At 69.3% G+C, this 12,508-nt stretch carries 8 protein-coding genes and 3 pseudogenes; 3 read left to right on the forward strand and 8 right to left on the reverse strand.

The window, feature by feature from the left end; translation table 11 throughout:
• Positions 1-135 precede the first annotated feature (135 nt).
• The 5 genes and pseudogenes from AB0915_RS28285 to AB0915_RS28305 all read right to left on the reverse strand — a co-directional run bounded on the left by AB0915_RS28285 (position 136) and on the right by AB0915_RS28305 (position 8,285).
• Positions 136-4,683 carry a S8 family serine peptidase gene (locus tag AB0915_RS28285; RefSeq protein WP_366693765.1) on the reverse strand — a complete coding sequence of 1,516 codons (4,548 nt, stop codon included), beginning with the start codon at positions 4,681-4,683 and terminating at the stop codon, positions 136-138.
• 377 nt (positions 4,684-5,060) lie between these two features.
• The gene (locus AB0915_RS28290) at positions 5,061-5,858 is read right to left on the reverse strand and encodes a hypothetical protein (RefSeq protein ID WP_366693766.1); all 798 of its coding nucleotides are present in this window, start codon (positions 5,856-5,858) and stop codon (positions 5,061-5,063) included.
• 425 nt (positions 5,859-6,283) lie between these two features.
• Positions 6,284-6,409: pseudogene (locus AB0915_RS28295) on the reverse strand (IS5/IS1182 family transposase); the annotation flags it as partial.
• Positions 6,410-6,435: 26 nt separating this feature from the next.
• The gene (locus AB0915_RS28300; RefSeq protein ID WP_366693767.1) at positions 6,436-7,161 is read right to left on the reverse strand and encodes a response regulator transcription factor; all 726 of its coding nucleotides are present in this window, start codon (positions 7,159-7,161) and stop codon (positions 6,436-6,438) included.
• Positions 7,158-8,285, reverse strand: a complete 1,128-nt coding sequence (locus tag AB0915_RS28305) for a histidine kinase (RefSeq protein WP_366693768.1) — start codon at positions 8,283-8,285, stop codon at positions 7,158-7,160. Before AB0915_RS28305 ends, AB0915_RS28300 begins: the two co-directional genes overlap by 4 nt.
• Before the next feature lie 130 nt (positions 8,286-8,415).
• Here AB0915_RS28305 and AB0915_RS28310 point away from each other — a divergent pair, with 130 nt between their 5' ends.
• Positions 8,416-9,039 carry a hypothetical protein gene (locus AB0915_RS28310; protein WP_366693769.1) on the forward strand — a complete coding sequence of 208 codons (624 nt, stop codon included), beginning with the start codon at positions 8,416-8,418 and terminating at the stop codon, positions 9,037-9,039.
• Between the two features lies 1 nt (position 9,040).
• Entirely contained in the window at positions 9,041-9,673 is a 633-nt protein-coding gene (locus tag AB0915_RS28315; protein WP_366693770.1) for a hypothetical protein, read from the forward strand.
• A 100-nt stretch (positions 9,674-9,773) separates the two neighbouring features.
• Here AB0915_RS28315 and AB0915_RS28320 read toward each other — a convergent pair whose 3' ends face one another.
• Positions 9,774-10,205 (reverse strand): DUF6083 domain-containing protein, encoded by a 432-nt coding sequence (locus AB0915_RS28320; RefSeq protein WP_366693771.1) that lies wholly within the window; start codon positions 10,203-10,205, stop codon positions 9,774-9,776.
• A gap of 153 nt (positions 10,206-10,358) precedes the next feature.
• Here AB0915_RS28320 and AB0915_RS28325 point away from each other — a divergent pair.
• Positions 10,359-10,987 (forward strand): annotated as a pseudogene (locus AB0915_RS28325) (IS5 family transposase); the annotation flags it as partial.
• A gap of 4 nt (positions 10,988-10,991) precedes the next feature.
• Here the strand turns inward: AB0915_RS28325 and AB0915_RS28330 are convergent.
• Together AB0915_RS28330 and AB0915_RS28335 are read right to left on the reverse strand one after the other, a co-directional pair.
• Positions 10,992-11,363, reverse strand: a pseudogene (locus tag AB0915_RS28330) (HAD-IA family hydrolase); the annotation flags it as partial.
• Positions 11,364-11,472: 109 nt separating this feature from the next.
• A complete protein-coding gene (locus tag AB0915_RS28335) occupies positions 11,473-12,444 on the reverse strand; it encodes a quinone oxidoreductase (RefSeq protein ID WP_366693772.1) in 972 nt (323 codons plus the stop codon).
• Positions 12,445-12,508 lie beyond the last annotated feature (64 nt).

Here is a 12,508-nt window from a genome sequence, read left to right on the forward strand (position 1 = left end):
GCACGCACGCTCGCCGCGTTGTCGGGCTCGCCCCGATACGCCCAGTATCGAGGCGACCCTCCGCCTTGCGATCGCACGCACCAGACGCCGCCAGGCCCGCCCTACGGGCGGACGGCGCTACTTTCGAAACACGCCCTAGTTGCCCAGACCTGCCGGGATCCTCAGCATCACCGAGCTGGACCAGGCAGCGTTCGGGCCGCCCTCGCCGTAGACCATGAGCTGGTGGTGATCGTTGATGTCGAAGCTGTAGGTCGGCGTGAATCGATCACCGACAGAGAGCGGCACCATGCCGGACAGATCCCAGAGCCGTCCCTGCGGGTCCCACATCGCCGACACCGCGACGTCCGGGAAAAGTTCGACAGTTCCGAGGATCCACCCGTCGTCGGTGACTTTCTCGCCGGTCGCGTTGTATCCGTAGTCGGCAAGGCGCTGCATTCCGCCGGCCTTGGTCCACACGAACGCGTCGTCACCGCTTGTCCCCGCGATAGTCCCGGAGGCGTTCACATCGTTCGCCTGGGCCGAATTCTGTCCCGGAAGCGTGCCGAGATCCTGAATAACACCTGACGTCGCATCCCAGGCGACCGCGTGCGGCACATGGCCATCGGTGCGCGAGGTACCGACGATCATTCCGGCATCGTTGATGGCGCGCGGCTGGGTTACCGTCAGATCCGAGGACAGGTGGGCCAGCTTGCTGAACGTCCCATCCGGCGTCCGCACGAACCCGTCACTGTAGCTGTGGTTCTTGCCGTCAGACTCCTTGACGATTGCTTCGGAGAATCCGGTGACCACCCCCTTGTTATTCACGCCGGTCGCGTAGCCGCTGGAATAGGGCCGCCAATCCGGGACGCCGAGCACGTTGAGCGATCCATCCTTGGCCCATTGGGCGGGAAGAGTACGCAATTCACTGTCCGTCGCGATACCGACGGCGATCTGGCCGTCATTCAGGTCCAGAGCCGATCCGTACCTGCCCCCGGCAAGATCCAGGTTGGTGAACCCGTCGGCGGCCGTCCAGGTGGTCGGCGTCATCCTGGCGTTGTACTGGCGATCCCCCGCGACTACGCCGCTCTCATTGAGAGCCGCGCCGACGAATGGCGGGGCCCACGCGACCAGATCGAGTTTGGGGACATCGACAGTGGCGATCGTGACGTCCGCCGCCCCGATGATCGTGCCGTGCTCGTTGGCCACTCGGACCCGGCCGATCATGGGATCCTTGGTCAACTGCCGAGCGCTGACGATCATTGCCCCGTCGACCGGCATCGACTGGCCCGTGGCAACCGTGTACTTCGCGTCGGATTTCGGCGTGATCGTGCCGAGGCCCTTCGAGTACATCTCTTGGTGGTAGTCGAACGTGACGTTGTCTCCGGGCACGGCGACTCCCGCGACCACGATGAAGTACGTACCCGGCTGTGGATCATCGATGACGATGTGCTCGGGCGAGTCCCCGGTCAGGGTGCTCTGGCCTATCGGCCTGCCGTTGAAATACACATAGAAGTCCAGGTCGGCAGCGTCTCTGGGCGTCAGCGTCACGTCGAGCCGGGTCGTCCGACGCGGAACATAGAGCATGTTGGACGTGATTTCGCCTTGCGAGACCGTCGAGAACAAATTGCGGACATCGCCGATCTCGCCGGTTGCGACGTGGGCGATCGCGGGGCCAAAGGTGTTCGTCCCCGTCGAGCCGACATTCGTCGGCGAGTTCATCGTCACCTTGTCGACTGTGACGGTCCCCGGATCGAACGACATGCCCTGCAGCGAAACCGTCGCTGTGTACGGGTTCTGTTCGACCGGAGACGTCCTGCGAGACTCGATCACGAACTCCCAGATGCCGGGTGTGGGTCGGTACACCGGTCGTGCGCTGGCGTTGCAGTTCGCCGGGTCGGTGTAGTTGGTGTAGCAGTGGTAACTGGCGTTGGAGTCCGCGGGCATGCCGTAGGGGTCGATGGGCAATGCGCGGACCTGGCTGCCGTCGGCGAGCCCGCCCAGGGTCAGCTGCAGTGCTTCGACGCCCTTGGGAACGGGCACCAGCAGCGAGGTGGTTCCGGTTCGGCCGAGCGTGCCGGAACTGGTGACCGCGTAGTCGGGTTTGGCCAGCGGCTTGGTCGCCAGCACGGTGACGGCGACGAACTGGTCGATGCCGCCCGTCGCCGGGTCATCAATGGTCAGGATCGCGCTATGCACGCCGGAGGTCGTCGCGGTCGCGGTGACCGTGATATCGGCCGCCTTTCCGAGCTGCAGGGGCATTGCCGCGCGGGCGCTGAACGTGCCGTCGTTGCCGATCCAACCGATCCGGTGCACGACGTTCCCGGCGGCACCGCTGGTCCGGGTGACGCTGACCTTGTAGGTCTCCTGCGCACCGGTCACCTGGCCGCCATCCGTTGGCAGACAACGGTTGTAGATGCCGACGCCGGTGTTCGGAGTCGCGAGCAGGCCGGACAGCGAACTACAAACGGGAGCCGACACGGTGAGCTCATTGGTGTTGATGCCAGCGCTGAGCTGCTTCCAGGCCGCGACGGTGTCGATGATGCCGGCGCCCTGCGCGACGGTCGGGACGCCGGGGATCGGTTCGGCGGTGCCGGTCAGGGCGGTCTTCAGCGCCGCCGAGCTGACCGTCAGCGAATGGGCCTTGGCGGCCGATAGCAGCAGCGCCGCCGCTCCGGCGACCTGCGGGGCCGCCATGGAGGTGCCGTTGGCCATGCCGTACCCGGCTGGCAGCGAATACCCGGCCTCGGGGACGGCTTCACCGGACAGCCACATCGGGATCGAGGAGATGGCGGCGCCGGGCGCGGACACCTGCGGCGCCAGCGCCCCGTTCTCAGCGGGGCCGCGGGAGGAGAAGCCGAAGATGCCCTGCTTGGTGGCAACCTTCGACCCGTAGCCGGCCCACCAGGTGTCGGAGCTGACGGACGCGGCGACCGAGATGGCCTTGCCCGCCACGGACGGCGAGCTGACGGTGTTGGTGCCGAGGCCGTCGTTGCCGGCGGCGATGATGATCTGCACGCCGTAGCGGTCGATCAGCTTGTCGTAGAGCGCGGCAATCACGTCGGAGCCGTCGTTCAACGCGGGAAGCCCACCGATGGACAGGTTGACGACGTCGACATGGCGATTGGTGACCAGGTCGATCATGCCCTCGGTCAGTGCCGCCTGGGTGCAGCCACCGCCCCAAGTGCAGGCGCGGGCGGACACGATCTGCGCGCCCGGTGCGGCGCCGTGCATCTGACCGCCGAACATCGACGTGCCGGCGGCGATCCCAGCCACATGGGTGCCGTGCGAGGCGACCGGCAACCCGATAGACACGTAGTTCGCGGTCTTGCCGACGTTGCTGCCGCCGAGCGGGGAGAGATCGACGTTGTCGCGGTACTCGACGACGAACGGGATGCGCTCGTTCTGCGGTGTTGCGGGGTCGTGGCTCCCGACGTGGCCGACCTGGCGGTCGACCGCGAACGGGGCCATGGGTGTCTCGTCGGTGAGGTCCTGGTTGTTGTTGCCGTCGACCCAGATCCTGTGTGTGGTCGGGTCGTACAGAACCCCGTAGAAGTCCCGGGTGTCGCCGTCTCGGTTGAGGTCGCCCTCGAAGTCGCTCCCGGCCGTCGCACTCTCGTAGAACACGCCGAATTGGAACGTGCCCTTCGGGATCGTCCAGGTCTTGCCCAGGTAGCTGAACGTCGGACCCGTCTTGGTGGTGGACATCCGCACCCAGCTGCCGTCGCGGTCGGTGACCGGATCGGTCTCGGTTACCCAATCGACAATCTTGGGCTTGCCGTCGCTGGTCGTCTGTAGCGCGGGATGCTCGACGTCGACGCCGGTGTCCAGCACGCCGACGACCGTGCCGCGCCCGTCCCAGGCCGGGTTGTCCTTGACGAAGGCCTCGGCGCCGGTCTCGTTGATCGGTAGGTACGGGTTGTCGGCGGGCGTGTTCGCGCCGGGCGCGGTCGGCCCCGCGGCCTTCGTTGCCGCCGTCCTCGCACTCGCGGCGCCCAGATCCGGGCCCGGGATCTTGTACGTCCGGTTCAGGTCGATCGCCGCGACCGACCGAAGGCCGGCCAAGGTGGTCACGCTGTCGGTCGGGACGGTCGCCCGGACGTAGCCGACCTTTCCGGTCACCGACCCGACGGTCCCGCCGGCCTTCTCCACCGCGGCGACGACGTCCTCGGTCGCGCCCTTCCGGGCCAGCATCAACACCGTGACAGACTTCTTCTTCGACGCCTGCGCCTGCTGCAGCAGCCTGGTGTCGGCGTTGCCCAGCTTCTCGGCCGCAGTATCCGACAGCGAATCGTCGGTCAGCGGCTGGAACCCGTCGGTCTTCCCCGCCCTGTAGATCGAATCCGGGTTGTCGCGCCCGGCCCGGTCGTCGAGCCCAGCAACGGGCGACCGACCCGGCCCCTGTGGCCCGTCGGGGTCAGCGGGTTCGACCTTGCTCGCGCCAGCACGCTCGGAGCCAGTCTGGCTGGTCGGGTCGGCGGCTGCGGCCGCAGGCGCAATCAGCGCCGCGGCGATCAACACGGCTGACGCCGCGGCAATCACACCTGTTCGTCTTTGTCGCGCCATCGTGCTCCTAACCAAGGAGTGAAACATCACCGTGCGGCCAAGCCCGCAGACACGGGAACACCTGAGAACTGAGCCGCCTGGCCAATCTCGCAGTTGGGTCCGGGCAGGATCAACGGACCGAGTGGGGCGGATGTCCGCCATGGCCGAATGCCGCCACACTCGGCGCAGACCCACCGTGTGACTGTGTGGGGTGGTGTCAGTGGTTGGTCATCAGTGGGTGGTTATCAGTGGGTGATGGGGTATGTGGCCGGAGAACAGGGTGTATGTAGGTCGAGGCGCCAAACGCATCCCTCTGCCCAGCCCAAGCAAGAAGTCGTTCACGCAGACCGAGTTGGAGAGGTTGCTGCTGGCAGCACAGCGACAGTTCCGCGCTGCGTGGCTTCGGATCCAGGAGAATACGCGGCTGCTGGAGGCATGGCGGGCCGGCCTTCTCGCGGAGGGCAGCCGGGAGTGGAAACTCGGGGAGGTCAGGTGTCAGTTGGAGGCACTTGGTGGTCCTGCGCAGCAGAACAAGCAGGTCATCGTTCTTGTGGTGCGGAGCGCTGCTGCGTCGATGCGCGTCCGGTGGGAACACCGAGCTGTTCGGCGACGGCGGGGAACCGCGGGTGCATCTGCCGGTCGCCGACCGTGACCAGGGCTGACAGCAGCGGCTCACCCTGATCGCGGTCGTCGTCGACGAGCCACAGCAGGACGCTCTCGTCATCGCGGTGCAGACGCGGAAGGGCGGGCAGGCGCTTGCGGATCGCCGACCACGTGATGGTGGCCCCGGCCCGAGCGGTCTGCTCCAGCAACGGCCGCAAGTCGGTCGCGAGCTCCGCGAGCCGTCCCGCCTTCAGAAGCCCCGACTGACCGTCCCGAGGAACCGGATGTACTTCCGCAGAGGACATGGGCGGAGCATCGCGGGTCGCCGATAGGCGTGGCACCACCCGCACCGGAGGCCACACCGGGGCCGGAGCGGGGGTACGAGGTGCGTCGGAGGACCACACTGTCCTCGGCTGCACGACGGGAGCCTGTTCGGAGGCCAGCCGCTTCTTGCGCCTCTGGCGCGGCACGGGCGGAGCCTCGACCGACTGCGGGCGCACCTCCTGCGCGGCCAGGCGTCGCTTCTCCTCCCGCCACCGGCGAGAGGCCAACGCCTCCTTGAGCTCCTTCAGCTGGGCCCGCTGCTCCCGGGTCTCGCGCGGCGGAGCCTGGGCCGCCTGATGCCAGGCCCACTCGAACAGTTCCGCCGCCTTGGCCACGTCAAAGCGATCGATCGCACCCTGCAGTTCGATGAGCGTGCCGTTCAGCGAACGGCGGATCGTCGCGATGTCCATCGTGCTCAGACTCGGACGACCTGTGGTCCGGCGCCGGAAATCGGTCTGCCACGCTGTCCCGCCACTGAGCCGCACACGCCCGTTCGACAAGAACCGATCCCCCACCCCTGGCACCACGCCGTGCCCCTGACCCGTCACTACCCGCCCAACATGACCCGCCAACTCCGACGCGCACAAGAGCACTTCGCGACAGACGTACGGCCGCAGGCCCCATACCGAATTGAGAATCGCTGACGCCCGCACAGCGATTGTGCGCCCAATGGTGGGGCAGCGGTCGGCGGGTGCGCCGCGCTACTGGCCGGAGGGGACCATGGCGTTACTTTTCTTCGGTACGGACCCGAACTCGGGCGGAGGGAACTGCCCAGCAGTGTGGGTGGACACCGACACCACCGAGGGGCCCGAACTGGGCCGTGTCCGGTGAATCGTCATTCGTGGAGCCAGAGTCGGACGGCGGCTGTGACCGTACCGTGGAAGACGTAGGCGCGCTTGTCATAGCGCGTCGCCACGGCTCGGAAGCCTTTCAGCCTGTTGATCAGTCGCTCGACTCCGTTCGAGTACCTTCACAGGTGAGGCCGGGTCAGGGCCGGCAGACCCCGTGCTCCCAGGCCCAGGCGGCGATGCCGACCCGGTTGCGCACCCCCAGCTTGCGCTGGACGCTCGCGACGTGGTTCTTCACCGTCCCGGTGGCGATGAAAAGCTGCGCCGCGATCTCGGCGTTGGTGCTGCCGCCGGCCAGCAGCGTCACGATCTCCCGCTCACGGTCGGTCAGCGGCTCCGCTCTTTCGTCCGGGTCCGTCGCGGTCGGACCGGCGGTGAGTTCGCGCAGCAGCCGGACCGTGACCTGCGGACTGATCAGGGTGTCCCCGACCGCCGCCGCGCGGACCGCCTCGATCAGCAGGGTCGGACCCGATCGTTTGAGAAGGAAGCCGGCGGCGCCGTTTCGGAGCGCGGCATGCACGTACTCGTCCAGGTCGAACGTGGTCACCACGACCACCCGGAGCGGGACGGCCACGTCGGGGCCGGCCAGCAGGCGGGTGAGTTCGAGCCCGTCGACGCGCGGCATGCGGATGTCGGCGAGGACCACGTCCGGCCGCAACTTCCGAGCCAGCTCGACCGCGGCGCCGCCGTCCGCGGCCTCGCCGACGACCTGGATGTCCGGCTGGGCGTCAAGGACCATCCGGAAGGCACTGCGGATGCTTTCCTGGTCGTCGGCGAGCAGGACGCGGATCGGGCCGGTGCTGGTCGGTCCGGTGCTGGTCGGTCCGGTGCTGGTCGGCGCCGTGGTCGTCGGGGCGTTGCTCATCGGGGCTGGGCCTTTCCGGGGCGGAAGGGGGTGGGGAGGGAGGGTCGACGGGTGCCTCGGTCGCCTGCGAGCGGCAGCTCGGCCGCCAGGTGCCAGCCGCCGCCGGGGCGGGGCCCGGCGGTCAGTGATCCGCCGAGCGAGGCCACCCGCTCGGCCAGGCCGGGCAACCCCAGCCCACCGGCCCGGTCGCCGCGCTGCTGCGGCCGTCCGGCCGGGGCGCCGTTGCTGACGTCGACGGTGAGTGCGGACGCCGACCGGTCCAGCGTCACGGTCACGTCGGCGTCCGGCGCGTGGCGACGCACGTTGGTCAGCGCCTCCACCACGATCCGGTACGCCGTGCCGGAGACCTCGCGGTCGACGTGGTCGAGCAGGCCCGGGGCGACGGCGAGTTCGGTCCGACCCGCGCTCGACTCGCGGAAGCGCCGGACCAGTTCGGGCACCTCGTCCAGGCCCTTGACCGACTGCCGGGGATCGCCGTTCTGCTGGTCGTGCAGCATGTGCACGGTGCGGTCCATCGCCGCCAGAGCCCGGAGCCCGGCCTCTTCGACCCGCCGCAGCGCGTCGAGCGCGACACCCGGATCGTCCGACCCGAGGAACCGCCCGGTCTGCGCCTGCGCGACCATCTCGCTGACGTCGTGGGCAACGAAGTCGTGCAGATCCCGGGCCAGGTCCAGGCGCTGCCGTCGCCGGGCCTCGGCCACCGAGCTGACCCGCCGGGCGTCCAGCACCCGCAGGTACACCCCGCCCGCCGCCGCGCCGGTTGCCAGCAGAGACCAGAAGACGCAGGCGCCGACGATGCCGCGGACCGAGTCGGTGCTCCAGGCGCGCAGCACCCACAGGGTCACCGCGAGGTGGGCCAGCGTTCCGGCCGCGATCGCCTGCGGCGGCGGGGCGTGGCGCGCGGTCGGCACCAGCACGGCGAGCAGGGCGACGGCTTCCAGCGTGCCCACCGTGCCCGGCCCGGGGCCAGCCGCTCCGGACGGATGAGCGACCGTCACGACGAGCGACACCGCGGCGGCGGCTCCGGTCGCCCAGGCGATCAGCGGACGCGACCGCGACCGGCCCGCGAAGACGAGCAGCGCCGCCGCGCCGGACAGGACGGCCGGGACCATGATGATCAACACAACCCCGACGGTACGCGTGCGGGCACCGGGCGCGCCTGTGCCTTTCGGCATATCCCCGACCGGCCCGTCCGCGATCTCGGTGCCCAACGGCATATGTCCGCGCGGGTGGTGGCCTGACCAGACTTGGGGCATGACAGCGACCCAGTCGGCCCGACCGACCACCGCCACCACGTCCGAGCGCACGAATCGGGGCTCCGCGAAGCCGAAGTACGTCCCCGGCACCCCCCGTTGGGCCCGGCTCGCCGCGCACGCGGTCCCGCTGGTGGTACTGCCCTCCAGCGTCTGGCGGCTGCTCATGACCGCCGGAGTGGCCGGGGTCGACCACTCCGCGAACCCGGGCTACCGCTCCCAGCTCAGCGACTACCTCTACGTCCTCCTCCTGTCCGCGGTTTCCGAGGGGCTCGCGCTGCTGACCCTCGGTCTGGTCAAGCCCTGGGGCGAGGTTTTCCCGCGCTGGATACCCCTCCTGGGCGGACGCCGCGTGGCGATCAAGGCGGCGGTGATCCCGGCGACCGTCGGCGCGACCCTGCTGGTGCTGCTCGCCGCGTACTTCTTCCTGAACCCCATCCTCTTCCACATCCACTTCACGCCGTCGATGGGCGATAAGGGGACGGCCACCTCGCACCTGGAGGTCAGCGGGTGGTCGCAGGTGCTGTTCGTGGCCTGCTACCTGCCGCTGATGGCCTGGCCGGTGCTGGTCGGCGCCGTCACCCACGCCTACTACCGCCGCCGCGCCACCACGGAAGGACGCTGAGATGAGCGAGCTGACGCCGAGCGGACGGCTCCGCGTCGCCTGGGCCGCCGTCCACACCCCTGTGGCGGGAGTCCCGCGCGGTGCCCGCCTCGCGGCCGCCGTCATCCCGTTCACCGTGCTGCCCGCGAGCATCTGGCGGATCGCCGGGATCACCTTCCACCTGCCGCTCGACGGCGGTCTGCACCCGGGGCACGGGCAGGTTCCGGTCTGGCTGCCGATGGAGGTCTACGTCCTCCTGATCTCGGTCCTGTCCGAAGTGCTGGCGCTGCTGGCCTTCGGCCTGATCGCGGGCTGGGGCGAGGTGTGGCCGCGCTGGATCCCGCGCCTGCGGGGCCGGCCGGTCCCGGTGCTCGCGGCCGTGATTCCCGCCGGGCTCGGCGCCACGATCCTGACCGCGATGTGGAGCTGGGCCGCCGTCACCGGGGCGTTCGGCCGGACCGCCGAGTGGCGGCCGCTGCCGCCCGACAACCCGATGACCCTGCACGACTGGCACTCGGCGCTGCTGGCCGCCGCCTACGCGCCGCTCGTGCTGTGGGGCCCGCTGCTCGGCTGGCTGACCGCCGCCTACTGGCGACGCCGCGCGGGGAACGCGCCCCGGCCCGCCGTGGCGGTGGCCGGCGTGGCGCCCCGATGAGACGGCGCTGATCCGGGGCACATGGGCCGGGGTGAAGAACTGATCACCGGGTGGTGAACCGAAGCCCAGCCGTCGAACACGGTACCGGGCGGCCCGATGGTCAGCCCGTGGCGGGGAAGTCCCAGTCGCCGGGCAGGTTGAACAGGCGCTGCGCCCGTCGTTCGTTCTCCTGCCGGAGCACGGTGGTCCAGGGCCAGGGGTCTTCGGGCTGGAGGTAGGGGCAGACTGTGCGGTGAGCGATCCGGCACTGGGTGCCCGGGAGGGGCTCGGCGTCCCACAGGTTCATCGCCGCCCCGTCCGACGTGATGATCCAGCGTCGGCGTGGGGGCACGGTGTGGGCGGGGACGATGATCCGGGGTTCGAGGAGGACCCAGTGGCCTTCGTAGTGGGTGGCGTAGCGGTCCTGTGGGAGGTCGCAGAACGGGCAGTCGGGTGGGGCGGGCGGCCGTGGGGCGGTGGCGCCTTCGAGGAGGGCGTGGAACGCGTTGTCGGTACTGTCCGGACCTGGTGTGGTGTTTCCGGTATCCCCCATAGTGTTCAGGGTCCGGACGGGCCGTCAGGGATGGTAGGGCACGATCCAGTCAAGCCGGGTGGGGGAGAACCTGCCCGGTGTGCTCCCAGGCGCCACACGGGGCTTGTGGCGGCGCAGGGGGCGCGGCTGGGCGGGCCGGAACAAGGGCCAGTGGGCATGACGTGCTGGCGCCGTCTGGCCGAGTGGACCGAGGCCGGAGTGTGGCCGCGGTTGCACGAGGTGCTCCTGGCGAAACTGCGCGGCGCGAACGTCCTGGACTTCTCCCATACGGCGGTCGACGGCTCCCACATCCGGGCGTTAAAGGGGGACCCAAGACCGGACGAAGTCCTGTTGACCGGGGCAGAACCGGCAGCAAACACCACCTGATCACCGACGCCACCGGTATCCCGCTCGCCGCCACCCTGACCGGCGGCAACCGCAACGACGTCACCCAACTGATCCCGCTCCTGCAAGCGGTGCCGGCCGTGCGCGGCAAACGCGGCCGGCCACGGCGCCGCCCGGACATCGTGCTGGGCGACCGCGGCTACGACCATGACAAGTACCGCCGCCTCGTCCGGAAACTCGGGGTGAAACCGGTGATCGCCGACCGCGGCACGGAGCACGGCTCCGGCCTGGGTACCCAACGCTGGGTCGTGGAGCGCGCCTTCGCCCACCTGCACTGGTTCCGCCGCCTGCGGATCCGCTGGGAGATCCGCGACGACATCCACGAAGCCTTCCTCATCCTCGGGTGCGCACTCATCTGCTGGCGGCGGCTGGCCGCCCTGGGCCAGGGTGGAAAGTGATGCGTCACATCACGTGCTTGCCGACGAACAGGAGGTCAAGCGCCTGCAGAGGCCCCGACAGCACAACATCCGCCCGTTCCGCCTGGTCGTACATGTGACCCCAGGCCGCTGCGGCACTGTGACTTCCTGCGGACGTCGCGGCACGCAGATCAAGTGGCGAGTCGCCGACATAGGCCACGTCCACGGGATCGATGCCGAGTTCCTCAGCAGCCAAGAGGATTCCGTCCGGCGCTGGCTTGGGACGCGCCACCTGGTCGCCGCCGATCAGCACGTCAACCGGCAAGCCTGCGGACTCCAACAGCATCCCAGCCGCCCGCGAACTAGCGCCGGTGAACACCGCCAGAGCTCTGCCCTGGGCTCGCAGGGCAGCAAAGGCGTCCGCTACCTGGCGGGCGGCCCGGTGGGATCAGAGCGGATGGGAGCGGCCGACACGGCCGCTTCGACGAACGAGGGACTCGCCCGGTCCTGTTCGCGAAGGCGGGGGCTCACCGTCGCGGGTCCAGCAGCAGCTTCCCCGAGGTGCGCCGCGATTCGATGTCGAGGTGGGCCTGCGGGGCCCCATCGAGCGGGTAGCGCTCGGTGATGTCGACCCTGAGCTTGCCCTCGCGGATCTTCTCGAAAAGGTCCCCGGCGTGCCTGAGCAGCAACTCCCGGCTGTGGATGTGGTCCGCGAACACGGCGTAGGTGATCCGGATGCTCCTGGGCATGTCGAACATCCGTACCATGGGGATCTCGCCGATCAGCGGACCGTAGTAGACGAGCGTGCCGACCCGCCGCAGAACCTCGATCGACGGCCAGAAGGTGCTGGCACCCCCGCCGTCGAAGACCGCGTGCACGCCCTCGCCGTGGGTGAGAGCCATGACCTGGTCCACGAAGTCGCCGTCCGAGGAGACGAGTACGTCGTCGGCCCCCGCGGCCTTGGCGGCCGCGACCTTCTCTTCGCGGGAGACCAGGCCGATCACGGTGGCACCCCGCAACTTGAGCAACTGGGTGACCATACGCCCCACGCCGCCGGCCGCCGCGTGCACGAGGGCGGTTTCGCCCTCTGCCAACGGTGCTGACTCGGTGACGAAGTGATGCGCGGTCAGCCCCTGCATCATCACGGCGGCAGCGATGTCGCTCGGGATGTCATTCGGAATCGGTACCGCCTGGTCGGCAGGCATGGCGATCTTCTGTGCGTAGCTGCCGTAGACCGAGACCCAGGCAACCCGGTCGCCCACCGCGAATCCGCTGACACCTTCGCCGACTGCGGCGACCCGGCCTGCGCCTTCGACTCCGATGACTGCCGGAACCTCGCCGACCAGACCGAATCCGACACGCGAACCGGTGTCCATGAAGTTGACCCCGGCGAAGTCGACGTCCACCACGAGGTCACCCGGTCCCGGCTCGGGGTCGGGCCAATCCTGCACCCTGAGGACCTCGGGGCCGCCGAACTCTTCCACCACTACTGCGCGCACAGCGCATACCTCCTTTTGTCGTCGACAACCGCCGCTGGAGAGGCGGTGATTGCCTCGCGGGGCA

It is taken from the genome of Streptomyces sp. NPDC048411 (genome assembly GCF_040704695.1).
Classification (GTDB): domain Bacteria; phylum Actinomycetota; class Actinomycetes; order Streptomycetales; family Streptomycetaceae; genus Streptomyces.